Raw genomic sequence first — 26257 nt, 5'->3', positions numbered from 1 at the left:
TCCCTTAGACATTTTAAGCCGAAATGGAAACCTTCCACAGAAAATAAGAAGAAGAATTATGGTTTATTTTCTTATTATCTTCACCTGTCAAAGGCCAGAAAGCTATAAAACAAGGGGTAATCTATCCATATGAATAATTAAAATTGCCTTATGATGAAGCTAAATTATGCGGTTGTTTTGTCCTCGCCATGCCGCAAAAAAGCTATTTCGGCCTCATAGGCGGAAGCATAAGCTTCTTGCCGCTCGACGCTCCAATAATGTAATGATTCTAAATCAATCGGCTTTCCGGAAATCGCACAGATGACATGATCACCTCGTGAAATGAGGCGGAAATGTCCATCCAGATATTTGATTTGTGCCTGACGTCCTTTTTTCAGACCCGACATCAGCATGATTATTTTCCTTAAAAAATGAGAAACCACAAATTCCACAGTGCAAAAACGCGGACAACGATTGAGTTTTTTAATAAAGCTCAACTGAATATAGGATAAAATAGTTCAATATAAAATTAAATCTACTGTCCAAAAGAAGAGATAATTCTTCCATAGATAATTTATGGTATAATCCTAACGTTAAGATGATACAAAAACAAATCACTACCGAAATTCAAGGTAGGCAATATCTTAACGGATACGTCTCATTTTCACAGCGGACTGTTTATCAATATTGGCTACGAAAGAGCCAAAGGAGGCTTTTCGGAGCCGAATAACTGACCCGATATGCGGTTCATTGGGAATAATTTGCTCGTCAATCTGTTGCCACCGCGCGCCATTGGCAAAACCGATAATCCAGTGTCCCTCATTATCCTGACTGACAAATGTCGCTTTATCTGTCATTTCATTCAGCGATTCATCAGAATTGGGCGCTTTACTTTTAGATTTTGATACGGGTTTTTCTGGCTTGGGTAAGGCTAATACAGGTGGCCCAAAACCAAAAGATTGCCGTTGGCGCGCAATAATAGCAGCTCGATCAAGCACAAGAATATCATGATGCGTATTCGCTTCATCAAGCGTTTTGACAGTATCATCAAAGCATTGCAGCCTTGCTGTCTTATCTTCGATATTGCGGCAGGTAAGAAGATGACTGAAAAGAGGGCTGTCTTTCAAATTATTCTGACTTTGTGCTGCTTGTATGGGAGAAATCAAGAATAGAGAGAGACCAACCGTCTCCCAAAAATAATATTTCATACGGAGTCCCCTAATTCTCTTTTTTAGATAAATGTTAATTTGAAAGCGTTAGCATAGGGATAAGTTTATCATAATAAAATTATGAAATTGGAGTTAATATTTTTATAGTTATATAATAATAAGTATATTTGTAATATTAAGTCATTTAATTCAAAATATATTTTTGTTTTTGGTTATATTCATATTAATATTTAAATATTTTTTATTAAAAAACTGAATTTAATATATTTTTATTTTAAAAATATTTAAAAATAAAAATATTATAATTTCAAAGATAAAATCATAACAATTAATACATAATTTATAGTAATAAATTTATATTTATATTTAAAAATATATTATATTTTAGATTTTTATTATTTTTTAACAATATTAAACATTTGTAAAAAATTATTATATTATATTTATATGTTAAATAAAAGTTATTAAATAATATATAATTTATATAAAAAAATAATAATAAGAAATTTAAAAATCTTATTTTTTTTTACAAAATTTAATTTAATAATTAAAAATCTTATTTTTGAATTTAAATTATATTTATATGATTTAATAAATCATCAGACTTTCTTGTTGCAATTTTGTTACATTTTTAAAGGAATGTCTGAGCAACATAAATTTCCGTAATTAAGTAATTGCAGAAAATTAAAAAATAACATTATCTCTCTAAAGGGATAGATTATTGTACTGTCATCACATGCAATGATTTATTCAGACATGCATGGGAAAGCCTCTAACAGGGAGAGGCTGACCACGGGGAGTGCATATCTTAAATAGGGGGAATAATGATCAGAAGACATCTGAAAAGTGCCTTCATGACCACGGGTATGGTCGCTGGGGTAATTGCATGGACCACACCACTTTTTGCACAGGAAATATCACCGCAAGATACAGCGGTTGGGAATCCTTCTCAGGCAGATATACCTGCTACTACAACATCTACGAATGATACGAGTGGTAACGCGGCGGTAGACAAGGGAACCACCGCGACGGCTGTTCCTCCCAGTGAAGCTATAGCACTACCACCCGCTGAATCTATTTCAGCAGTACCAAGCGATGCCATTACGGTTACGGGATCACGCTTGCCACCAGGGGTTACTTCGACCAGCCCTATTACGTCTGTCAATGCGAAAGAAATTACCAAACAGGGTTATAACCGTATTGAAGATTTGCTGAACAGAATGCCACAATTCTATGGCGGCCAAAACAGCGCTACAGCAAATGGATCCACAGGAACCGCTACGGCTAACCTGCGTAATTTAGGCTCTCAGCGAACATTGGTTCTCATCAATGGACGCCGTTTGATGCCAGGTGATCCCAGCGCCCAATCCTCTGATTTAAATGCTATTCCAGCGTCATTGATCAAGCGTGTAGATGTCCTGACGGGGGGTGCTTCTGCCGTTTATGGTTCAGATGCTGTCGCGGGTGTTGTCAACTTCATTATGGATACGGATTATGAGGGTTTTCATGCGGATGCCCAATATAATATTTTAAATAATGGCAACGATAATAAAACCATGCGGCGCATTCTGGGAAATGCAAATGAAAATATCCCCAGAAATACAGCTTTCGACGGTTGGGGTTTTAATGCCAATTTGAAATTTGGTGCTGGCACTAAAGATGGTCGTGGTCATGTGGTAGCTTATCTTGGCTATCGCCGTCAGGCTGCTGTTGTCGGTGCCGATCGTGATTACAGTGCCTGTTCAATTAATGGCAGCGGCGCTAGTGATGCAATTTGTGGTGGATCTTCAACATCTGCTGCTGGGACGGCCCTTGTTGGCAATGATCGCTATCATTTCAGTAATGGACAACTTTTACCGAAATCCTCTACATATAATTATGGTGCGCCCAGCAATATCCAGCGTCCAGATCAGCGTTATACAGCGGGCTTTTTTGCTCATTATGATGTAACCGATGGTTTCAAACCCTATGCTGAATTCCAGTTTATGGATGACAGAAGTACGGCTCAGATAGCGCCATCTGGTACTTTTGGTTATGGTAATGTCAGCTGCGACAATCCATTTTTGACATCTCAGGCGTCGTCTATCCTATGTTCTACGGGTAATACCGTCTCCGCCGTAGATAGTCAGGGGCAACCCTATAGCACCTCGACAGCACAAATATACAAAAGAAATGTCGAAGGCGGTCCACGGCTCAGCGCGATGCAACATACATCCTATCGCGGTGTTATCGGATCGAAAGGCGAAATCGTCAAAGGTTTAACCTATGATGTTTATGGCCAATATGGTTCAACGGTTTATCAAAATCGTTCTACAAATGACTTTTCTATCCGTAAATTAAATAATGCTATGAATGTTACCAATTACAATGGCGTGGCAACTTGCCGTTCCGTCATTGACGGTAGCGATTCAGCTTGTGTTCCTTATGATATTTTCAGCGGGAAAGGTGCAAGTCAGACCTCTATCAACTATCTTAACACACCCGCTCTCGAAACAGGATCAACTCAAGAAACGGTTGTCAGTGGATCTTTGACTTTTGATGGTTCGCAATATGGTGTTCAATTGCCAACAGCTAGCCATGGTTTGAGTGTTAGTGTCGGTGCAGAATATCGCCGTGAAAAGATGAAAGATTATACGGATGAAGAACTTTCCAGCGGTGATTTAGCTAGTACCGGGGGACCTCGGCTTTCTTCTCAAGGTCAATATGATGTAAAAGAACTCTTCATTGAAGCCGGCTTACCGATCATGGATCATAAGCGCGGTGTCAATGAATTATCTTTAAATGGTGGTTTCCGCTATTCGGACTATAGCTCCAGCGGTTCTGTTATGTCCTATAAAGGACAGATGGTTTACTCCCCGGTCAGAGGTGTTGCGCTGCGTGGTGGATATAACCGGGCAGTACGTGCGCCGAGTATTCAGGAACTTTACAGCCCAACCTCTGTTGCCCTTGATGGGTCCACTGATCCTTGTGCCGGCCCGGCGGCAGATTTATCTATGACTGCCGCTCAGTGTTCAAGATTAGGCGTTTCCCCATCTCAATATGGCACGATTACGGATAATACCGCCAGCCAGTATAATGGATTGACAGGCGGGAACCCTAACCTGAAACCTGAAACGGCGAATACCTTTACAGGGGGTATCGCTTTAACCCCCTTCCGTCGCTTTAACTTCACAGCTGATTTCTTTGATATTAAAATCAAAAATATTATCAACCAATTGGGTGCTGATAATATATTACAGCTTTGTGGGCTCAAGGGTCTCTATTGTGATCGCATTCATCGTGATGAGAATGGCTCTTTGTGGCGTAGTCAGAACGGTTATGTCTCTGATACTTTGATGAATGTTGGCTCTCTTTCAACAAGAGGTGTCGATTTCGGCGTGAACTACAGCTATCCGCTGGGCAGTAAATATGGTAATTTAAGTGCTTCAATGAACGGCACATGGCTGTTAAATTACAAGACCAATCCGGGTGGTGGGGCAACGACCTATAATTGTGCCGGTCTTTTTGGTGCTGTTTGTGGTATGCCGATGCCGAAATGGCGGCACCAAGTACGTGTTAGCTGGGATCTACCGAAGGGTTATGGTTTTTCAGCTATGTGGCGGTTTGTCGGGGCTGTGAAAAGTGATGTTGGAACCTCAGCCAACCCAGCAGGTACCGCAACTTCCAGTTTTGATAGAAAAATCGGAAATGTCAGTTATCTCGACCTGACCGCTTATTACAAGGTGACCGATAAAGTCACATTAAGTGCTGGTGTCAATAATGTGTTGGATACCGATCCACCGTTAATTACCTCACAAAATGGTTCTGGTGCTATTTATAACGGTAATACTTATGCCAGTACTTATGATGTCTATGGCCGCTATATCTTTGCCGGTCTGAGTTATGATTTCTAAGATACCACAATAGTTTAATGTTAATAAAGAAGGGACCAATAGCAATATTGGCCCCTTCTTTTATGGGCGGAAGAAAATAGAGGCGGATGAATTGTGGATTGTGGAGTAGCTATGGCTTGAAATTTGATGATTATGGTCTAAATAGACCGTTAAAATTTTATTAGCACCATAGGGTTATTTTAAATAAGCGTTAAGAATTCATGTACGTTATTTTACTTAATTTTATAAGTAAGATATATTTTAAAACCTATATTGAAAAGTAAATTACAATATAAATCATTTTAATATTCTATTTTTAGAAAATTTCTTTGTGAAAAAAAATTAAATTTATTATTCTGCATTTTTTAGGTTTTTTTTAATTCAAAAAAATATAAGCAGCTTTTCTTATATTTGTAGATTCGTTTTTGAACGGATTCAATTTCGTCTTTCGTTGATAATTTAGAATCAACCTCCACTTAGTGGAAGATTGGACGCTTGTCTGAATAAGACAGAGTGAAGCCGGAGTTCATACTACCATGGAAAAAAAAGGCATTATTCTAGCTCTGTGGTCTTATTTATTATTCACTATCAGTGATGCGGGATCAAAGTTATTAGAAGGTCAAGTTGATCCTTTCGAAGCGGCCTTTATGGCCGGTCTTATGGGAACTGTCGCAATACCTTTTGTACGAAAACCGCATGAAAGCTATATCAATGTTTTCGGTTTTTCTCATTTCTTCATCTGGTTAGTGCGGGCAGTCTCTGTGGCTTTGTGCACTTTTCTTTGTGTGGTAGCCTTCACAAAGCTTTCAATGCCAGAAGCTATGGCCCTGTTATTTTTATTGCCGCTTTTTGTGAATATCATTGCCTTAGTCTTTCTAAACGAGAAAGTATCGCTATCAAAATGGATCGCGTTAATTATTGGTTTTATAGGCACATTAGTTGTGTTGCGACCAGAAAGCAGACCTTTTGGTATTGGTCACTTGGCCGCTATTGGTGGTGCTTTTTGCACCGGAACCTCTTGGGCTGTATTTCGGGCTACCGATAAGAAAAAAGGGGGGCTTGTTACAAAGCCTTCGCGTTTATCCCTCTATGGGGCTGGGGTTATCGGCCCAATTATTATTGATGGTATTTTGATGTTGCCTCACTGGACAATCCCTACTCCTATCCAGTGGGTATATCTTAGCATCTATGGATTTTTAGCCGCGGCTGGCCAGCTTTTAATGATGATTGCTGCTGAATATGCAGAAGCGAATACTATTGCGCTTCCTCAATACAGTCAGATGATTTGGACCGTCATTTTTAGTTATGTCATTTTTCATCAGCCGATCGATAATATTGCTTTTTTAGGTATCGGGATTATCCTTTTATCAGGTTATCTGACATGGCGCAGTGGGCGCAGTTTAGTAAAAGCCCCTCTTCCCCCCATAGCCCATCAAATTCAGAAGACTTTAGAAGCTTCGGAATAAACGGAATAGGAAAAAAACATACACAACAATTAATCGCCAATAAAAGAGATTTTCAGAGAAAGTCTCTAGCGAGGATGGGATGCCGCTATGGCTTTTTCAGCTTTTTCTTCAGCGCGCCGTTGTTTGGCGGCTGCTTTGAAAACAGTGTGATTAGAAGGCATCCGCGGCGGTAGCCCTGTCCAGCCCCCCCCTAAGGCTTGGATAAGAGAAACAGCTGAAGTCTGACGTAATAACTGGGTTTGGATCAGGCTCCTTCTAGCGGTTAGAGCCGTCGTTTCCAAAGTCACAACATCCGTATAAGCGACTAGCCCCACTTGATATCTTTTTAAGACCGCCTGTTCACTACGATCAGCATTCACCGAAGCCGCCAGCAATTGAGACTGTTGACGATCATAGACCTGAGTAGAGGCTATCTGATCTTCAACATTTTGATAGGCGGTTAAAACAACCTGCCTATAATTCGCGACAGCCTCGGCATATTGCGCCCGCGCTTGATGAAGCTGAGATAAATGAGACCCCCAATCAAGCACCGTGAAGGCCATAGACGCGCCTACTGACCAGATACTGGAAGACTGCGCTAACAGATTGGTTATGTTTTTAGCGGTGTCACCGGCATAAGGGGACATACTAAAACTGGGATAGAAGGCTGCTTTTCTAACGCCAATCATAGCCGAAGCGGCTTCTATCTTACGTTCAGCTGAGGCAACATCTGGACGACGTTGTAATAGGGTTGAAGGTAAACCGAGTGGAATTTCAGGGACCACCGCTTGCCAGTTTTCACGGGGTTCAATGTGAAAATCACCAGCAGGTACACCGACATAAACTGAAATAGCATCTTCATAGGTGCGGCGGTTTTGCCTTAGGGTTTCTATCTGTGATCGCGTATTAGATAACTGTGTCTCGGCTTGAAAGACGTCACTTTCGGGCGCGATACCGGCATTGAAACGATTTTTGGCAACCTCTAAAGCATGGCTATAGGCGGCTATCGTCTGTTGCATAATTTGAATTTCGGCATCAGCTTCGCGTAGTTGAAGATAACTGCTGGTCACGCCAGCGTGCAGTGCTAAGCGTGCGGTTTCAATATCCGCTAAATTCGCTTCCGCTGTAGCCCGTGAATTCTCAACCTGCCGTCGGACACTACCAAAAAAGTCAGGTGTCCAGCTCATGGACAAACCAGCGCGATAGTTGTCGCTGACGTTTCCAGTGCTCACGGTCGAGGAACCGCCCCCTGCCGTGTTGACTACCTGACTGCCCCCCCCTGTTACTGTGTGTTGATTAGATGCGGCGAGACTAATTGTTGGCCACATGGCAGATCGATTTTGTCCCATAACCGCTAAGGCATTGCGCCATGTTGCCTCAGCCTGAGCCACCGTTTGACTAGCTGTATCTGATCTTGCTATTAACCTGTTAAGATCGGGATCATTAAAGAGCAGCCACCATTGATCTCTAATCTCATGATCCATAGGCTGACTTTCCTGCCAACTTATCTTTTGACCATCCGAGGTTGTCATATCGGGCAAAGCGGGCTTCTCGGTATTTTTATCGTCCGGTTTATTTTTGTCTGTCTTCAAAGAGGCCTGATTTGAGGCCGTGTCTTTTTGACTTTCCCTTAAGGCAGCGGTTCCGGGAGATTTTGTAACGCCTTTGTTATCGACGCCTCCATATTGATGAGGTGTCGGGGCAGAAGGACGAACGTAATTCGGTCCCATTTCACAGCCGGCTAGAACAAGAGCAAGCGGCGGTAATAGGAAAAAGGCTTTCATGCTCTCTCCAGCTGATTGGCAGGCTTGGATTTACGTCGCCATGGACGCCAACGGGATAAATGGTCGAAATAAATATAAATAACAGGCGTAGTAAAAAGGGTTAGAAGCTGACTAACAACCAACCCTCCGATAATAGTCACACCTAGCGGTTGACGGAATTCAGAACCTTCCCCAAAACCAATAGCCAAGGGTAAAACACCTAACGCCGCCGCCAAAGTGGTCATAATAATAGGGCGGAAGCGTAAAATACAGGATTCTCGCATAGCTTCTTCTGCCGAAAGCCCCTGTTCACGTTGTAAATTGAGGGCGACATCAATTACTAAGATAGCGTTTTTCTTAACGATACCCATTAATAAAAAGACACCGATTAAGGCAATGACAGAAAATTCCATGTGAATAAGCAGCAAAGCTAAAACAGCCCCGACACCTGCCGCAGGTAAGGTCGAAATCACAGTGAGGGGATGAACAAGATTTTCATACAGAACACCCAGAACAATGTAGATGGTTACCAAGGCGGCGATCAATAACAATATTTGTCCACTGTTCTGATCTCCGCTTAACTTAGCTGTCCCTGCAAAACTACCTCGAACATTAGGCGGCAGCATCAGCTGTGCAATTCTGTTTTTAATTTCAGCTTGGGCTTCGGTAAGATTGTGTCCTGTCTTAAGATTGAAGGAAATCGTAGCTGCCGCTTCTCCATTATCATGCTGAATAGATAAATCCGTCGCGTGATAAGTGAATTTTGCTATCGCAGGCAAAGGTGCCATTGTGCTGGCAGACGTATTGAGCGCGCTTCCTGTGGAAGGATCACGTAAGGCAGGATTAGCGGAATTCGGATTACCGTTATTGCCGCTACCGGTAGAATTAACCGAGAGAGAAGAAGAATCATTAGCGAGAGAGGTGGCTCCAGCGGTATTGGTGCCTGTCCCCGATACCGCTGTTGTATTAACACTGGATGCAGAATCGTTAGCACTGTTGGTTGGGATATAGACATTTTGTAAAGCTTGCGGCCCCTGCTGATCTTTGGGTGCCCATTCAAATACCACCGGATATTGGTTAATATCTTCATAGATAGTCGCGATTTGGCGCTGACCAAAGCTATCGTAAAGAGCATTATCAACATTGCGTGCACTGATACCCAGACGGCTGGCAGTATCACGATCAATATCCACCCATGATTCAATTCCATTCAAGGATAAATCATTATCAACATCTGTTATGATAGAAGAATCCTGTAAGGCCTGAGTCAATTTAGGTACCCATTCCTGTAAAGCCTTACTGTCATCTGAAATAAGCGTGTATTGATAGGTTGCATCCGAGGAACGTGCCCCCATACGTAAATCCTGAAGAGGGGACAGAAAGACAGAAATTCCAGTTAAACGGGCTAATTTCGGACGCAGGCGATTAATAACCGTAGTCGCCTTCTCTTTACGTTCGCCCCAAGGTCTAAGGTTAACCATCAAAAAAGCGCCGCCCGATCTTTTTCCCCCTGTAAAACCGATAACGGTTAACACCTCTTTTTCCTGACGAAGGATATTAACTGTCTGCGTCAGTTTCTTTTCCATCGTCTGAAACGAGGCTGATTTATCAGCCCGAACACCCGCCATAAGGATAGGTGAATCTTGCTGGGGGAAAAAGCTTTTAGGGACGACAATATAAAGATAGACGGTCAAAATAAGAACAAGTACAAAAAGAACCGCCATTAGCGGCTTCATAGATAGCGCCCAATCAAGCGCTATAGCGTAGGCTTTTTCAACAGCGTCAAAGCTTTTTTCAAAGAAGGCCGCCAAACGCCCCTGCTTTTTCTTATCCTGATTATAATGCAACATCCATGCACACATCATGGGTGTTGTCGTCAGGGAAATCACCATAGAGATCAAAACAGCGGCAGACAGACTGACGGCAAATTCACGGAACAGGCGACCACCAATGCCGCCTAAAAACAGTAACGGAATAAAAACAGCGACAAGAGAAATGCTGATAGATAAAACCGTAAAACCGACTTCTTTGGATCCCAACAGTGCGGCATCCATGCGGCTCATGCCGTTTTCAAGGTGACGCGCAATATTTTCTAAAACCACAATGGCATCATCAATAACAAAACCAGTGGCAACAATAATCGCCATCATGGAAAGATTATTGAGGGAAAAACCGGCAAAATACATAACGCTGAAAGTACCCAGCAACGAAACGGAAGCTGCAACGGCCGGAATAATGACAGCACTGAGATTTCTAAGAAAAACCCCGACGACGGCGATCACCAAAATTAAAGAGATCACTAACGTCCAACGGACTTCATTCAAGGTTGACCGAATAGAGCTGGTACGATCATTTGCTACGGTAACATGGACATCAGGCGGAAGCATTTTCTCTAAGCCAGGCAATTCTGACCGAAGAGAATCGACTAAATTAATAAGATTAGCGCCCGGTTGCTGGGTAATAAGTACCACAACAGCGGGATGACCATTAAATAAACCAAGATTGCGGGTGTCGGCGACACCGTCAGTAACGCTGGCAATATCGCGTAAGCGAATAGGTGTTGTCCCATTACGCCATGAGACGATCAATTCGCCATAAAGTTTTGCATCACGGCCTAATTGGTTCGTATAAATTTGGAAATGACGGCCATCCTTGCTTTCCAAAGCGCCCTTTGGTCGATTAGCATTAGCACTTTCAATAGAAGCCCGCACATCTTCAAGGCTAAGACCATAACGGCTTAAGGCATAAGGCGAGACATCAATACGAATGCCGGGTAAGGAACCGCCGCCAAGTTCAACTTCGCCTACTCCTGAAACCTGTGATAGCCGTTGTGAAACGATATTAGAAACGGCCTCATAAATTTGTCCGGGTGTCTTGGTATCAGAAGTAAGTGCCAGCACCATGACCGGCATCATAGATGGATTGACTTTTAAATAGGTAGGATTGCTTTGTAAGGTTGCCGGTAAATCAGCCCGCGCCGCACTGATAGCGGCCTGAACTTCGCGCGCAGCACCATTTATGTCCCGATCTAACCCGAATTCAAGTGCAATCTGGGTTTGTCCAACCGAACTTGTGGATGTCATTTCGGTAACGTCGGCAATAATACCCAACCTTCGTTCTAAAGGTTGTGCAATACTATTAGCCATAGTGTCAGGGCTGGCCCCTGCCATACTGGCCTGCACGACAATAACCGGAAAATCTATTTGCGGAAGCGGGGCAACAGGCAACCGAAAATAAGCAATGATACCGGCAAGCGCTATCCCGATAGTTAAAAGGGTCGTTCCAATTGGACGGGTAATAAAAGGCAGGGACAGATTCACGCGGTTGCTGTCCCTTTCTTTTTACGCAAGGCCGAAACTTTTTGCCCTAAGCGGTCAAAAACCAAATAGACAACAGGGGTTGTAAAAATGGTCAAAAGCTGGGAAGCCAATAGGCCACCAAAAATAGCAAGACCTAAGGGTAATCGCAGTTCTGCACCGCTACCATGACCCACCATCAAGGGAACCGCTGCAAATAACGCCGCTAAGGTTGTCATCAGGATAGGGCGAAAGCGTAAGATTGCGGCGCTAAAAATAGCCTCTTCCGGCGATTTGCCTTCTTCACGCTCGGCGGCAATGGCAAAGTCAATCATCATAATGGCATTTTTCTTAACGATACCAATTAAAAGAATAATACCAATAATACCGATGATATCGAGATCATGACCTGTTAACCATAAAGCCAGAATAGCCCCGACACTGGCAGAGGGTAGCGTCGAAAGAATGGTTAGAGGGTGAATATAACTTTCGTATAATACCCCTAAGACAATATAGACACAGACGAGGGCCGCCAAAATCAAAAGCATTTGATTGCCTAATGCTTTTTCATAGGCACTGGCTGCGCCTAGCATCGTTGTCGTAATACCGGCGGGCAAATGAAGGGCTGCAATTTGAGCCCGAACTGTAGCGACCCCGTCACCTAAAGCTGTATTAGAGGCAAGATCAAATCCTACCATGGCTGCAGGAAACTGGGCTACATGAATAATTTGCAGGGGCGCCGCGCCCTCTCTTAAGGTAGAAAACGCATCTAATGGGGTCGGAAGTGTACTACTTCCCGGTAAGTTGAGATGACCTAAGGCATTTATGCTACTTAAAAGATTGGGTCTGGCTTCCAAAATAACCCGATATTGATTAGTTTCTGTAAAAATTGTCGAGACAATACGTTGCCCAAAAGCCGAATAAAGCGTGTCGTCAATATCAGCAACCGTAACAGAGACGCGGCTGGCACTATCGCGATCAATATCGACGAAAACGGCCTCTCCTTTAGCATCCGCATCGGTATAGACATCATTCAATTTTTTACTTTTGGCTAAACTATCGGCAATCTGGCGGGCGGCTTTATGCACCGCATTAGTTTCAGCCCCCTCAACCGACAATCTAAAACGGGTTGGCCCTGTATCTGTATCAACCGTTAAATCCTGTACCGGCTGAATATGGGCACGGATACCAGCAACACGCGCAATAGCTTTATAAAGACGCGCTATGACCGCTTGTTCATCGGTGATCGTGGTTTTAAGATTAACCAACATTACGCCCTGATTAAGCGCACTATTGGTAACACCATCGACGCCCGTCATCACGGATAGATTAGAAACTGCCGGATCTTCTAATACCTGTTGCGCCGCCAATTTTTGCAATTGTGCCATGCGCTCATAAGAAATATCAGCGCTGGTATCTGTTTGTATCCGCAGTTGTCCTGTCGCCTGTAAGGGAAATAATCCCTTGGGAATAGCCATATAAAGAAGTACGGTGGCAACAAAGGTCGAAATGGTCAGAATAAGAATAAGCAGCTGGTGCGCTAATACCCATGTCAGACCTTTTTCATAATGATGTTCGAGCCGATCAAAACCTTGTTTAATGCGCGCCCCAATACCGCCCTGTTGGCGATGAGGAATAAGCCATCTTGCAGAAAGCATAGGCGTTAGGGTTAGAGATATTACAGCCGAAATTAAAATAGTGATAGCTAACGTCATAGCGAATTCACGGAATAATCTTCCGACAACATCACTCATAAACAAAAGCGGAATAAGAACCGCAATAAGCGATATTGTCAGAGAAATAATCGTGAAGCCTATTTCCTGCGCGCCTTTTAAAGCCGCCTGAAAAGGTTGTAATCCAGCCTCTATATGACGCTCGATATTTTCGATCATCACAATAGCATCATCAACCACAAAACCGGAGGCAATAGTAAGCGCCATCAAAGAAAGGTTATTGAGGCTATAATTCATCATATACATAGCAGCAAAGCTGCCAATCAAAGAGATAGGCACTGCCAAGGCCGCAATCATGGTCGCACGTATAGAATGGAGAAAGAAAAAAATGACCAAAATGACCATGATGACGGCCAAGACCAATTCGACTTCGACATGCTCGATAGAGGATCGGATGCCGGTTGTCCGGTCTGTGACGACAGAAACTTTTAGGCCAGCGGGTAAGCCCGCCTCTAATTCAGGCAGTCTTTTTTTAATGGTATCGACAGTTGCGATAACATTGGCACCGGGTTGCCGTCTGACATTGATAATAATAGCAGGCGTAACATTGTAGTAAGCCCCAAGGCGGTTATTTTCCGCGCCAGAGACAACCTGAGCCACATCACGCATCCGTACAGGACGGTTATTCTGCATAGCAATAATCAGATTTTCATAATCGCTAACGGTTAAAAGTTGATCATTCGCATTGATCTGCCATGAACGCGTAGGTCCATCAAAGCTACCTTTAGCGGAATTAGCATTAGCATTGGTAATCGCCGTTCTTAAAGTTGCTAAGGAAATGCCATAACTTGCCAATAGCTGAGTATCAGCCTGAATACGCATCGCAGGCCGCTCTCCCCCTGATAACTCGACAAGACCAACACCTGAAACCTGTGAAATTTTTTGCGCCAGCCGCGTTTGGATAAGATTTTGAACATCTGTTAGCGGTATTGTATCCGATATTGCCGCTAAAGTTAAAACAGGAGAATCCGCAGGATTAACCTTGGCATAAACGGGCGGAGCCGGGAGATCGGCAGGTAAAAGAGCATTAGCCGCATTAATAGCGGCCTGCACTTCTTGCTCAGCAACATCCAAAGCCTCTGTTAGACCGAATTGGAGCGTTATAACCGAGGCTCCGGCTGAACTTTTTGCCGTCATCCGTGATAAACCGGACATCTGACCAAATTGTCGCTCTAGCGGGGCTGTAACCGTGTCACTGGTTACATCAGGAGACGCCCCCGGATAGAGGGTCGTAACCTGAATGGTAGGATAATCCACTTCCGGTAGAGCCGAAAGCGACATGAAACGAAATCCCAAAAGTCCTGCCAGCACAATGGCGATGACAAGCAGCGAAGTAGCTACCGGACGCAAAATAAAAAGACGTGAAGGATTCATGCCCTCGGCACCCTACTACTGTCGGTTCCTATCATTTTAATGCTGTGCCTGAGACTGTTTTGTATTCTGGTTACTGCGATTAGATAACCCCATTTTCTGCGAAGTATCTGCTGGAGTCTGCACAACCGAATTTTCAATCAGGCGGTCGCCGCCTTCAGTAACAATATTTTGATTTTCCTTTAGCCCCCTTAGAATAACAATATTATCCTTGAAAGACGTACCCGTTGTTACAAAATGGCGATGTACTTTTTTATTATTGTCTACCAACCAGACATAGCTTCCTTCATCAGACTCCCTAACAGCGGAAGAAGGAACAATAACTACATGGGGAAGGGTTTCAACATTAAGGCGAATATTAACAAACTGATTAGGAAAAAGTTTTCCCTGACCATTATGAAAGCGTATTTTCCCTTTAATAGTGCCGCTGGTCGTGTCGATTTTGTTATCGAGTGTTAATAGCCAGCCCTCTCCAAGATTTTCTGTTTTTGTCCGATCAAAAGCGGTGCCGGTAAGTTGACGACCCATTTTTATCTGTCGTTCAACAGCAGGGACAAAATCTTGAGCCATCGTAAAAACAACATCTATAGGATCAAGCGAGGTGACAACAGCGACCCCATTGGTATCGCCTGAGGCGATATAATTCCCTTGATCGACAGGGCGTAGCCCTACCCGCCCCGTAACCGGAGATGGAATGGTCGTATATCCTAAATTAACCTCGGCATAGCGGACCGCACCTCGATCATTCTCGACAGTGCCTTCCAACTGATGGACCAAAGCGGCCTGTGTATCGACATCCTGTTTGGCAATAGAATCTGAACCCAACTGCCGATCGCGCGCTAGTTGTATTCGCGCATTTTCCAACTGCGCTATATCACGCATAAGATTGCCCCGACTTTGGGTTAGCTGTGCTGCATAAAGACGAGGATCAATAACAGCAAGCGGTTGTCCTTCGTGAACAAGCTGACCTTCTTTATAAAGGATATGTTGAATAACCCCTGATACCTGAGGCTTTACTGTAATAGTAAAGACAGGGGTTACAGTACCAAGCGCTTCGACGACAATCGGGACATCGGCTGTTTTACTCTGGGTAATACCCACCGTTACCGGCATATTATCACCCTCTGACCCGGGCGGTCCCATACCGGAACGACCATTATGATGTCGTTGCGAGGCGGTATTCCCACTTTTCTGTGAGGCTTTGTTCCGATGGGTAATGTAGGTAATAAGAAGAAAGATAAAACCTAATATAAAAAGGCAGATAATCCAGCTTTTGATTTTGCCATTTTTTGAAAGAGGTCGAGGCGGATTTTTGTCTGTTTTATTTTCAGCAGAAGGAGGAGTCTGTGGCCCGTCTGTTTTGTCGCTCATGTTAAGTGGCAATCCCCTCCTCATTATGACTTCATCGGTAGAAGCCTGTTTCTAGCATAGGATAACGGGGCTTTTCTTGCCCGAAAATTAACTAGAACCGATAATTTTTCTCTATGGCCTTTTCCAAAAACGATATTCTTCGCGTGTATCGGATTTAGAATGGTTGGCAATTCATAACGTTAAAAATTTTACGTCAAAATGAACAGATAAACCTGAATATTCTTATTATGTTAATTTTTATTAAATTAAGGTCTTAACCTTATAAAAACTAATCTTTTTTATGAAGGTTAAAGCAAACTAAATTATTTAATTCCCAAAATGCGTAATTAAAGAATTAATAGATTAAACTTCCATGAAGTCAACGTTATTTACTGATAGATTTAGTCAATAATTTTGATAAAAATTATAAAATAATATAGTTTATTTAGGTAAGAGGCACCCCATGCAACAGACTGTTAAGTTGATAGAGAATTCGTATGATAATATATCACTCTATAACCAGTTTATTGAACATGGGCGACATGTTATTCTAGCGGAAGCAGCTGCCATGCATGATCTGGCCACGTCTATTACTAACGATTTTGCAAAAGCTGTTGAGTTATTATTAAAGGCACATGGTCGTATTATTGTAAGCGGCATCGGAAAATCAGGCCATGTCGGCCGAAAAATAGCCGCTACGTTAGCCTCTACTGGCTCTTCTGCTTTTTTTATCCATCCAGCAGAAGCAGCGCATGGTGATTTAGGTATGATGATGGGGGGCGATGTCATGATCGCCATTTCCTTTTCTGGACGCACCCGTGAATTATTACCTATGATTGCTTATGCAAAAACTTTGGATGTCCCTGTAATCGTCATTACTTCTCAAAAAGGGGACATTTTAACCAAAGAAGCTTTGCTCACTTTACGATTACCGGAATTGAAAGAAGCTTGTCCGGCTAATATTGCACCAACAACATCCACAACTTTAACCATGGCGTTAGGAGATGCTCTAGCCGTAAGCATGATGCGCTATCGTGGCTTTTCGCGTGACGGGTTTAAATTATTACATCCAGGTGGCGAAATCGGTTTTCGGCTACAGTCGATTGGTCGTTTAATGCATGAAGGCGAGGCTATTCCCTTGGTTGATGCCGAAGAGCCGATGCGTGAAGTATTGGTAACAATGAGCAAAAAAAGTTTTGGCACCGCCGGTGTTATTAATAAACAAGGCGAATTATTAGGGGTTATCACGGATGGTGATTTAAGACGTCATGCCGATCATCTCATGGAAAGCATGGCGAAAGACGTGATGACCTGTGATCCGGTAACAATGCGGGCCGATGATTTGGCGGAAGATGCCTTGATTTTGATGAATGAAAGAAGAATCACCAGTTTGTTCATCCTAGGAAAAAATGGTAAAAAATGTCCTGTTGGCCTGCTGCATATCCACGATCTGATGCGAATGGGTTGAGGTGTTTTAGAGGGATGGTAAAGGAGAGCCTCTAAAAAATAAGCCTGTTTTTGAGGTCATAACTTTTTTATGCCTTCTATGTCGGGCAAGCCTTCTCTTTTGTGATTGTCTAATTTAGAGAAGTTTTTTAAGGAAAATGACTATAAAGCTTATGGTCTGCCCCTTGTTTAAAACCGGCGAATGGCTATGAAGCGCCCTGATGCTTGTTATAAATCAGACACGGAGAACGCGATAGTGAAAGCCAATGTTCATGTTACGCTGAAAAATGGCGTTCTCGATCCGCAAGGTAAAGCCATTCATCACGCCCTTGAGCGTTTAGGCTTTTCCGGCATTGATAATGTGCGCGTCGGCCGGCTAATCGAGCTTGACCTCGATGACAAGGTAACGGATCAAGAAATCGAAGATATGTGCCGAAAATTATTGGCAAATATGGTTATCGAAAGCTTTCGTATCGAGAAGGTTGCCTGATGAAAGCCGCTGTTCTTGTTTTTCCCGGTTCTAATTGTGATCGGGATATGGCCGTTGCTATTGAAAAAATCTGCGGCACTAAACCAATGATGGTTTGGCATCAGGAAACGGACTTACCGAATAATCTTGATCTCATTGCCTTGCCGGGTGGATTTTCTTATGGAGATTACCTGCGTTCAGGGGCTATGGCCGCCCGTTCGGCTGTAATGAGTGCCGTTATTAAACAGGCTGAGCGCGGTGTCGCCGTTATGGGGATTTGTAACGGTTTTCAAATTTTGACAGAAGCCGGCTTATTGCCGGGTGCTTTAATGCGGAATGCCGGATTATCCTTTATTTGTCGAGATGTCGGATTAGAGGTTGTCAATACGACCTCATCTTTTACCCGACTCTACCAAAAAAATGAAAAAATCCGGCTACCGGTCGCCCATCATGATGGTAATTTTACTGCAGATGAAGCAACCTTGAATCAGTTGGAAGATGAAGATCGTATTGCGTTACGCTATACAGAATCTGTCAATGGATCTGTCCGTAATATTGCCGGTATTTTAAATAAAAAAGGCAATGTATTAGGATTGATGCCACATCCAGAAAGAATGATTGAAGCCGCACATAAAGGAACAGATGGATATAATTTCTTTGCTTCTTTAACCAAAGTCTTAGCTTAATATCCAATATAACCGGTCATTTCAAAATGTGCCGGTTATAAACAGCCTTTATCTGAGAAGAGTATAAAACAAGAACCCTTCTATTGAAGGTTTTTAAAAATACCCCACAAAATATTTTTATTTTTAAAAAGACAGGAACTATCCGCTTCTTTTTATCTTTCTTTATAGCAGAAATAGGATTCTGCTAAAGAGCATTAAAATCGGAATCATTATCTGATTTCTGCGGAGAAGAAAGAAAAATGAAACGTTTATTTTCTGAGAACCGCAGCTGGGGCTGGACAATGGCTTATGCTGTTTGCCAAATCCTGTTTGGTGTTGCAGCCTTATGTTTTCCTTTTGTAACCTCTATCGCAAGCGGCATATTTTTTGGATGGTTGTTAATTATTGCCGGTGCCTTTGCTACAGTTTCAGGATTAAGCAGTCGTCGGATACGCGGCCATTGGCTTGATATTATTTGCGGTATCATTGCCATTATTACCGGTATTATTGCCATTGAATATCCAATCGCTAGCGCCTTAACCATTGTCTGGTTAATTGCCTGTTGGTTGTTCCTTGTCGGGGTAACCGAGTTATTAATTGCTAGCCGGATCATTCAAGAAAGAAGTTGGCTCATTTTAAGAGGTGTTATTAACCTCATTATAGCCTTTTTCCTCTTCTTTTCCAATTCAGCCGTTGCCCTTGCCTTTTTAGGTTGGGCTGTCGGTTTCGCCTTTGTCAGTGAAGGTATTGGGATGATGATAATGGCTATCCGCCTGAAACATTTACAAGAAGAAAACTTGATTTGATTTAAAATCAAGCCATTCCAAACCTTATAGTCTTCGATACAGACGGCCAGAAGAATCAGGCCGTCTGTTTTTCTTCAAAAGTCGAACCAAAATGGACCGCCTGCACACCCGATAGTCGTTCTATGCGGGCTTTTAATTCGGCGTCTAAAATATAATCACGACCGATCAATACTTCAGCGCGCCCACCCTGTGGTAGGGGCAAAAGAGCCGTAATATATAACTCCCCGTGACCACCGTGATGAGGTTTAATCAAATCCGATAAAGCCTTGACCGTTTCAGGTTCTCCGGTCTCAATCTTCATCCTTAACCGTACCGAAGCGGTTAACGCCTCACAAAACTGGATGCTCCGCACAGAAATACGGGGCGTTTCATCCCCTGATCGCCAGTCTAATTCAACCTGCATAATAACACAGGCGTTATCTTTAGCCGCTTTTTCCAATGATTCTGCGGCCGTATCATCAAAACAACTGGCCAGAAATTGACCAGAGGTGTCCGAAGCAGCAATCATCATATAACGGCGGCCCCGAGCCGAATTGCGCCAGCGTATCTCTTCGATCATTGCGCCCATTTGTGTCGGTATCCGACTATTATCGGCGGGTGGAATCATCCTGTTAATATCTGTCCGGCTTCTTATCCGCATGGCCGACAATAAAGAATGATAATGATCAAGGGGATGAGAAGAAAAGAAAAAACCAAAAGCTTCTTTTTCCGCTGTCATCCGTTCGGCCAAAGTCCAGACTTTATCATCAGGTAATTGAATAGAAGGCATAGCCATTTCTGCCGCGCCAAACAGCCCACCTTGTCCGCTATCCCGCATACGAGAAATATTAGCCGCCATCGCGATGATCATTTCGCTACTGCGATGCACTGCACAGCGTTCGATATTAAGAGAATCAAACGCGCCCGCTGAGGCGAGACTTTCCAATTGCCGCCGATTAAGGTGGGCCGGATTGATCCGATTGACAAAATCATCCAAATTTTTAAAGGGGCCGTTTAGATCGCGCTCGCGGCATATGTCATCCATTGCTTTTTCACCAACGCCCTTTAAAGCGCCCAGTGCATAGCGGACACAGCCTTCTTCGACGATAAATCCAGACTGACTATGATTGATGTCCGGCCCAAGATAACGCAAACCAGAACGCCGCATATCATCCACAAATATCTGCAATTTATCTGTAAGCGTCATATCAAAACACATAGCGGCAGCATAAAATTCTGCCCGAAAATGCGCTTTTAGCCATGCCGTTTGATAAGCGACCAAGGCATAAGCGGCGGCATGACTTTTATTAAAACCATAACCGGCAAATTTGTCGATTAAATCAAATAGCTCATTGGCTTGTTTTTCACCGATATTATGCTGTTTTGTCCCTTCCACAAAACGTGACCTTTGGGCGTCCATTTCGGCCTGAATTTTTTTACCCATGGCGCGCCGCAATAAATCGGCTTCCCCTAAAGAATAACCAGCCAGAACCTGAGCCGCCTGCATCACCTGTTCTTGATAAACAATAATGCCGTAGGTTTCATTGAGTACGGGTTCCAATAAAGGATGGGGATACTCAATCTCTTCTTCCCCGTTTTTACGAGCCCCAAAACTGGGAATGTTATCCATAGGTCCCGGACGATAAAGCGCAACAAGGGCAATAATATCTTCAAAACGGGTTGGTTTCACCGCGGCAAGCGTGCGGCGCATCCCTTCCGATTCCAACTGGAACACACCGACTGTGTCACCCTGTTTTAAAAGTTCAAAAACGGCTTCATCATCAAGAGGGATATGATCAAGGTCAACTTCAATACCGCGCTGTTTTAACATTTGAAGCGCTTTGTTCAGTACTGAAAGCGTTTTAAGACCCAAAAAGTCGAATTTGACCAATCCTGTTTTTTCAACATATTTCATGTCGAATTGCGTGACGGGAAAATCAGATCGCGGATCACGATAAAGCGGTACTAATTGATGTAAGGGCCGATCACCAATAACAACGCCTGCGGCATGGGTTGAACTGTGGCGTGGCAAACCTTCTAATTTCATAGCAAGGTCAAAAAGCCGCCGCACCTCTTCTTCTGTATCATAAGCCTTGGTGATTTCAGGAACGCCTTTTAGCGCGCGATCCAATGTCCAAGGATCACTAACCTGACTAGGAACTAATTTAGCTAACCTATCGACCTGTCCATAACTCATTTGTAAAACGCGACCGGTATCCTTTAAAACGGCGCGCGCCTTCATTCTTCCAAAAGTAATAATCTGGGCAACGTGATCCAGACCATATTTATGCTGCACATAGCTGATAACTTCGGAACGCCGCGTTTCGCAGAAATCAATATCGAAATCCGGCATGGAAACGCGTTCTGGATTAAGAAAGCGTTCAAACAACAAACCTAATTGTAAAGGATCAAGATTGGTAATGGTAAGCGCCCAAGCAACGACCGACCCAGCACCCGAACCTCGTCCCGGCCCTACGGGAATTTGATTAGCTTTTGCCCATTTGATGAAGTCGGCAACGATTAGAAAATAGCCAGGAAATCCCATATTTTCGATGATATTTAATTCGTACTTTAGGCGTTCTTCATAGCGCGCACGGTTAACGGGCCTCGGCATGGCGGCAAGGCGCGATTCTAATCCTGCCCATGCGTCTTTGCGTAGCATCAGGGTTTCCCCTTCCCTATCACCGGCCAGACTGGGCAAAATCGGTTTACGAACGGGAGCCGCGAAGGCACAGCGCTGGGCCACAACAAGTGTGTTTTGAATAGCCTCTGGAATGTCTTCAAAAAGACGTTCCATTTCTGCGCCCGATTTTATCCACGCATGGGGAGAACTATGGCGGCGCTCTTGGCTATCTACATAAGCCGAAGCGGCGATACATAACATTGCATCATGGGCAGGATGAAAATCAGCCTCTAAAAAACAGGAAGGATTAGTCGCAACTAAAGGGATACCATGCGCATAAGCCAACGTGATAAGGCCTTCTTCGGCGGCTTCTTCGATAGGATCATCCCGTCTTGCTAACTCTATATACAGATGATCGGGAAAAAGCGTTTGCAGTTTATCAAGATAGGCTTCGGCTTCTTCTTGCTGTTCAGCCGCCAGCAATCTTACGAGCGCGCCTTCGCCTGCGCCTGTTAAAGCTATAAGGCCATCTGTATATTTTTCTAATATCTCCATCGGCACATGCGGCGGTTGATCGAGTGGACGATCAAGATGGGCATGAGAGACCAAGGTGCATAGATTGTTATAGCCCGTTTCATCCTGAGCATAGAGCGCAATCCAGTCGATGACTAATTCTTGGCCTCCTTTTTCACCACCGCGAAGAGGTCGTGCGACCGCTAAAAAGGTAGCCATGATAGGCTGAACACCATCCTTCTTAGCACTATCTGAAAAAGTCATTACCCCATAAAGACCGTTACGATCACAGATAGCGGCGGCAGGGAAACCTTGCTTCTTCGCGTATTTAGTAATGTCTTTGGGTTCGATTGCCCCTTCCAGCATCGTAAAACCAGAAAAAATCCTAAGAGGCACAAACGGGGTATAAGACATAGTAAAAACACCTTGAAACAAGTACAAAAAGCTTTTTGTCGGTTTTAAGATGCCGATGATCCTGGCGCGGATAGCTTCTTTATTATGACAGAATTATCTGATTTGTAGCATGAATTCCGTGGGATAAATCCTAAAATAGTGCTGGAGTAAAGAGTATATTTTTCAATGCTTGCCCCTGTACGGATGTTACAATATTGATACAATATATCGTAACATTATTCTTATTGATAATAAGTTGCATTAAATTTGTTTTTATGAGACTACTCACTAGATTGAATTTTGGAGCTATAATATATTTTCTATTCCAATAATTCAAAATTAAGAAATTTAATTATATTATATGTCTGCTTTTTAACGGGATAATATCTATGCGTCTTAACCAACTGCCGCTACGACAGGCAACAGTTATAACCGATGTTGATTGGTCAGCCTTGGATCCTCAAATAGGACGGCGTTTACGTGACTTAGGTTTCTATCAAGGGGCAGAAGTAGAAATTCAACATCTAGCCCCTATCAGTCATGATCCCATTGCCTGCCGCGTCAACAACATGCTGATTGCTATTCGTCAAAATGAAGCGGCTGTTATCTCGGTTAAACCCCCTGTAAGTACTTCACAGGCAGATCAGACTGTGCCCGTTTCCAATGAGACTATTCTATCTTCTTCAGTAGGACAGGCCTAACTTATATGAGCGAGCATTGTGGGGATAGTTCACCGCCAGTCATGGACAAAGCGGGGGTCAGTACTCCGTTAATTGCAATGGTAGGAAACCCGAATACGGGTAAATCTGCCTTATTTAATGCATTAACGGGGGCACATCAAAAAGTAGGAAATTATCCGGGGGTCACAGTTGAGCGTAAATACGGCCACATGGCTTTGCCAGATGGTTGTCCTGTTAATGTCGTGGATTTACCCGGCACCTATAGCCTTGATCCAGGAAGTGCTGATGAGCGAGTGACACGGGACGTTTTATTCGGCAATATGCCGGGTGAAAAAATTCCTGATGTCTTACTGATTGTTTTAGATGCGACCAATCTTACCCATCATTTACGATTTACACTGCAATTATTAAGTTTAAAAATTCCTACTGTCATCGCGCTTAACATGACCGATATGGCAGAACGCGATGGATTGAAGATTAATCTTGATCTTTTATCTCAAAAATTAGGGGCAAAAGTTATTGCTACCGTTGCCGTCAGACAGCGGGGTATTGATGAACTCAAGCAAGAATTAGCCCGTCTTACGCAAGAAATACTGGCAGAGTCAGCCCATTCAGAGGGTAAAACCAAGACCACCGCTCTGGGTGATATGCCGATATTAGAGGATATATCTTTTTATCAACCGATTGCCAATGATATTGCCAAAACGGTTACCGAGGTAACCCATAAACCGCAAGGATGGTCGAAGAAGGTTGATAATATCGTCCTTCATCCTTTTCTAGGCCCTATCATTTTAGCCGGATTGATGTTCTTTGTCTTTCAGGCCGTTTTTGCCTGGTCAGAAGCACCGATCAGCTGGGTCGAAGATAGCTTTACAGCCCTTCAAGATTTTATCAGACCGTTATTGCCTGAAGGCTTGATACGATCTTTGGTGGTAGATGGTATCATTGCGGGCGTCGGATCAGTTTTGGTGTTTTTACCCCAAATTCTTATCCTGTTTTTCTTTATCCTTCTGTTGGAAGGGTCAGGCTATATGGTCAGAGCCGCCTTCTTGATGGATCGGATGATGGCACGAGTAGGCCTAACCGGACGGGCCTTTATTCCTCTATTATCCTCTTTTGCCTGTGCTATTCCGGGTATTATGGCAACGCGGACTATTGAAGACCCTAAAAGCCGGCTAACGACCATATTGATTGCCCCTTTAATGACCTGCTCGGCACGATTACCGGTTTACTCGGTGATTATCGGGGCCTTCATCCCTGCCAAAAATGTCGGTTTTGGAATAGGGTTACAAGGCTTGGTCATGTTCCTGCTTTATGTCGCCGGAATTTGTGCAGCCATGTTAGTCGCCTTGATTTTCCGCTATACGCTGGCAAAAGGAAAGGCAGGTCTTTTCCTCATTGAAATGCCGCGTTATCAGATGCCTATCTGGCGAGATATTGTTTTGGGTTTGTGGCAACGTGCCCTGATTTTCCTGAAACGCGCCGGAACCACTATTTTAACGGTATCTATCGCGTTATGGGCGGTTTTGGCTTTCCCGCAAGCCCCTGAAGGCGTGCCACAGAGTGAATATTCTATTGCAGGTCGGGTAGCAGCAGCCCTTGATCCGATCATGAAGCCAGCAGGCTTTAACCATGCGATGACGATGGCCGTCATTCCAGCGATGGCAGCACGCGAAGTAGCCGTTAGTGCACTAGCTACAGTCTATTCCATTGATAGCAGTGATGAAGAAAAAACGCAGGAATCCTTAATCGATACCTTGCGCAAAGGATGGCCTTTATCTCAAGCTTTAGCGTTCTTGGCATGGTTTGTTTTTGCACCGCAATGCCTTGCCACGATTGCGGTCATTAAACGTGAGACGAATGGTTGGAAGTGGCCTTTGTTCACGCTGGCCTATCTCTTTGGTCTTGCTTATATTGCTGCAACCGTTGTTTTCCATGTAGCCCGAATGTTTGGACTTTAAAGTCGACATAAACATAATATTTTAGCCCTGTGGCGTGATTTGTTGGGTCATTCTTAAATTACGCCACAGTGTGCTTTTTTGTTTAGGGCTTTTTGTTTAAAGGAAGACAATATCGGATTTTTTGAAGGATTCTCATAAGTTATGGCAGGCAGCGTTAATAAGGTCATCATACTGGGTAATTTGGGGCGTGACCCTGAAATCAAAACCTTTAGTAACGGTAACCGGATGGCCAATCTGCGTATTGCAACGTCAGAAACATGGCGCGACCGTAATACGGGTGAACGACGTGAAAAAACAGAATGGCATTCTGTCTCGATCTTCAGTGAAGGTCTGGTAAAAGTTGTCGAACAATATCTTCGCAAGGGAAGTAAAGTTTATATCGAAGGCCAATTGCAAACGCGCAAATGGCAAGATCAATCGGGTCAGGATCGCTATACCACTGAAATCATTTTACAAGGATTCAATGGGCAGCTTGTCATGCTGGATAGTCGTAGCGGCGGCGATTTTGGCGGCGGCAGTAGTGGTGGATTTGGCGGCAACACCGGCAATAATAATTTTGGTTCCAGTAATGCGGGCCATCAAAATAACGATTGGGGCAAGACCAACGGTGATTTTGACAATAATACCCCAGCGGGTGGCAATAAGAACGAAGGCCACGACCCTTTTGGTATTGATTTAGACGATGATGTCCCATTTTAAGATTTATGAAAAATAGAATAAAGCAAAAAAGCCTGACTTTTTAGT

At 43.6% G+C, this 26257-nt stretch carries 15 protein-coding genes and 1 pseudogene; 9 read left to right on the top strand and 7 right to left on the bottom strand.

What is annotated here, in order from left to right; genetic code table 11:
- Positions 1-164: 164 nt before the first annotated feature.
- Positions 165-392, bottom strand: coding sequence for a DUF2093 domain-containing protein (locus ZYMOP_RS08195; protein ID WP_013934855.1), 228 nt, complete (start codon positions 390-392; stop codon positions 165-167).
- A 231-nt stretch (positions 393-623) separates the two neighbouring features.
- A complete protein-coding gene (locus ZYMOP_RS08190; RefSeq protein ID WP_013934854.1) occupies positions 624-1187 on the bottom strand; it encodes a hypothetical protein in 564 nt (187 codons plus the stop codon).
- 785 nt (positions 1188-1972) lie between these two features.
- On the opposite strand from ZYMOP_RS08190, the gene ZYMOP_RS08185 reads away from it, so the two are divergent.
- Together ZYMOP_RS08185 and ZYMOP_RS08180 are read left to right on the top strand one after the other, a co-directional pair.
- A complete protein-coding gene (locus tag ZYMOP_RS08185; RefSeq protein ID WP_013934853.1) occupies positions 1973-5041 on the top strand; it encodes a TonB-dependent receptor domain-containing protein in 3069 nt (1022 codons plus the stop codon).
- A 515-nt stretch (positions 5042-5556) separates the two neighbouring features.
- Complete coding sequence (locus tag ZYMOP_RS08180) at positions 5557-6486, top strand: DMT family transporter (RefSeq protein ID WP_013934852.1); 930 nt, start codon at positions 5557-5559, stop codon at positions 6484-6486.
- Positions 6487-6551: 65 nt separating this feature from the next.
- Here ZYMOP_RS08180 and ZYMOP_RS08175 read toward each other — a convergent pair.
- The 4 genes and pseudogenes from ZYMOP_RS08175 to ZYMOP_RS08160 form a co-directional block, all read right to left on the bottom strand.
- Positions 6552-8255, bottom strand: a pseudogene (locus ZYMOP_RS08175) (efflux transporter outer membrane subunit); the annotation flags it as partial.
- Complete coding sequence (locus ZYMOP_RS08170; protein WP_013934850.1) at positions 8246-11548, bottom strand: efflux RND transporter permease subunit; 3303 nt, start codon at positions 11546-11548, stop codon at positions 8246-8248. The pseudogene ZYMOP_RS08175 and the gene ZYMOP_RS08170, both read right to left, overlap by 10 nt.
- Entirely contained in the window at positions 11545-14631 is a 3087-nt protein-coding gene (locus ZYMOP_RS08165; protein WP_013934849.1) for an efflux RND transporter permease subunit, read from the bottom strand. The genes ZYMOP_RS08170 and ZYMOP_RS08165 overlap by 4 nt, the downstream gene beginning before the upstream one ends.
- A gap of 36 nt (positions 14632-14667) precedes the next feature.
- Positions 14668-15999, bottom strand: a complete 1332-nt coding sequence (locus ZYMOP_RS08160; protein ID WP_013934848.1) for an efflux RND transporter periplasmic adaptor subunit — start codon at positions 15997-15999, stop codon at positions 14668-14670.
- A 442-nt stretch (positions 16000-16441) separates the two neighbouring features.
- On the opposite strand from ZYMOP_RS08160, the gene ZYMOP_RS08155 reads away from it, so the two are divergent.
- From ZYMOP_RS08155 to ZYMOP_RS08140, 4 genes are all read left to right on the top strand, one after another.
- Positions 16442-17446: a KpsF/GutQ family sugar-phosphate isomerase gene (locus tag ZYMOP_RS08155; protein ID WP_013934847.1), complete on the top strand. Its 1005-nt coding sequence runs from the start codon at positions 16442-16444 to the stop codon at positions 17444-17446.
- Positions 17447-17680: 234 nt separating this feature from the next.
- Positions 17681-17914, top strand: coding sequence for a phosphoribosylformylglycinamidine synthase subunit PurS (purS, locus tag ZYMOP_RS08150; RefSeq protein ID WP_013934846.1), 234 nt, complete (start codon positions 17681-17683; stop codon positions 17912-17914).
- Positions 17914-18579, top strand: coding sequence for a phosphoribosylformylglycinamidine synthase subunit PurQ (gene purQ, locus ZYMOP_RS08145; protein ID WP_013934845.1), 666 nt, complete (start codon positions 17914-17916; stop codon positions 18577-18579). Before purS ends, purQ begins: the two co-directional genes overlap by 1 nt.
- A gap of 239 nt (positions 18580-18818) precedes the next feature.
- A complete protein-coding gene (locus ZYMOP_RS08140) occupies positions 18819-19364 on the top strand; it encodes an HdeD family acid-resistance protein (protein WP_013934844.1) in 546 nt (181 codons plus the stop codon).
- Positions 19365-19419: 55 nt separating this feature from the next.
- On the opposite strand, the gene dnaE is transcribed toward ZYMOP_RS08140, so the two are convergent.
- On the bottom strand, positions 19420-22893 hold the full coding sequence (gene dnaE, locus ZYMOP_RS08135; protein WP_013934843.1) for a DNA polymerase III subunit alpha: 3474 nt from the start codon (positions 22891-22893) through the stop codon (positions 19420-19422).
- A gap of 368 nt (positions 22894-23261) precedes the next feature.
- Here dnaE and ZYMOP_RS08130 point away from each other — a divergent pair, with 368 nt between their 5' ends.
- The 3 genes from ZYMOP_RS08130 (at position 23262) to ssb (ending at position 26212) form a co-directional block, all read left to right on the top strand.
- Positions 23262-23573 (top strand): FeoA family protein, encoded by a 312-nt coding sequence (locus ZYMOP_RS08130; protein ID WP_013934842.1) that lies wholly within the window; start codon positions 23262-23264, stop codon positions 23571-23573.
- Positions 23574-23578: 5 nt separating this feature from the next.
- Positions 23579-25513, top strand: a complete 1935-nt coding sequence (gene feoB, locus ZYMOP_RS08125) for a ferrous iron transporter B (protein WP_013934841.1) — start codon at positions 23579-23581, stop codon at positions 25511-25513.
- A 141-nt stretch (positions 25514-25654) separates the two neighbouring features.
- Positions 25655-26212: a single-stranded DNA-binding protein gene (gene ssb, locus ZYMOP_RS08120; RefSeq protein WP_013934840.1), complete on the top strand. Its 558-nt coding sequence runs from the start codon at positions 25655-25657 to the stop codon at positions 26210-26212.
- Positions 26213-26257 lie beyond the last annotated feature (45 nt).

It is taken from the genome of Zymomonas mobilis subsp. pomaceae ATCC 29192 (genome assembly GCF_000218875.1).
Taxonomy (GTDB): domain Bacteria; phylum Pseudomonadota; class Alphaproteobacteria; order Sphingomonadales; family Sphingomonadaceae; genus Zymomonas; species Zymomonas pomaceae.
Note: the sequence above shows the minus strand (reverse complement) of the source record. Positions and strands in the feature narration are given on the sequence as shown.

Excerpts from the sequence above, each read along its gene's own strand:
- ZYMOP_RS08195 (WP_013934855.1), bottom strand. The coding sequence starts at position 392 with ATGCTGATGTCGGGTCTGAAAAAAGGACGTCAGGCACAAATCAAATAT.
- ZYMOP_RS08190 (WP_013934854.1), bottom strand. The coding sequence starts at position 1,187 with ATGAAATATTATTTTTGGGAGACGGTTGGTCTCTCTCTATTCTTGATT.
- ZYMOP_RS08185 (WP_013934853.1), top strand. The coding sequence starts at position 1,973 with ATGATCAGAAGACATCTGAAAAGTGCCTTCATGACCACGGGTATGGTC.
- ZYMOP_RS08180 (WP_013934852.1), top strand. The coding sequence starts at position 5,557 with ATGGAAAAAAAAGGCATTATTCTAGCTCTGTGGTCTTATTTATTATTC.
- ZYMOP_RS08165 (WP_013934849.1), bottom strand. The coding sequence starts at position 14,631 with ATGAATCCTTCACGTCTTTTTATTTTGCGTCCGGTAGCTACTTCGCTG.
- ZYMOP_RS08160 (WP_013934848.1), bottom strand. The coding sequence starts at position 15,999 with ATGAGCGACAAAACAGACGGGCCACAGACTCCTCCTTCTGCTGAAAAT.
- ZYMOP_RS08155 (WP_013934847.1), top strand. The coding sequence starts at position 16,442 with ATGCAACAGACTGTTAAGTTGATAGAGAATTCGTATGATAATATATCA.
- purQ (WP_013934845.1), top strand. The coding sequence starts at position 17,914 with ATGAAAGCCGCTGTTCTTGTTTTTCCCGGTTCTAATTGTGATCGGGAT.
- ZYMOP_RS08140 (WP_013934844.1), top strand. The coding sequence starts at position 18,819 with ATGAAACGTTTATTTTCTGAGAACCGCAGCTGGGGCTGGACAATGGCT.
- dnaE (WP_013934843.1), bottom strand. The coding sequence starts at position 22,893 with ATGTCTTATACCCCGTTTGTGCCTCTTAGGATTTTTTCTGGTTTTACG.
- ZYMOP_RS08130 (WP_013934842.1), top strand. The coding sequence starts at position 23,262 with ATGCGTCTTAACCAACTGCCGCTACGACAGGCAACAGTTATAACCGAT.
- feoB (WP_013934841.1), top strand. The coding sequence starts at position 23,579 with ATGAGCGAGCATTGTGGGGATAGTTCACCGCCAGTCATGGACAAAGCG.
- ssb (WP_013934840.1), top strand. The coding sequence starts at position 25,655 with ATGGCAGGCAGCGTTAATAAGGTCATCATACTGGGTAATTTGGGGCGT.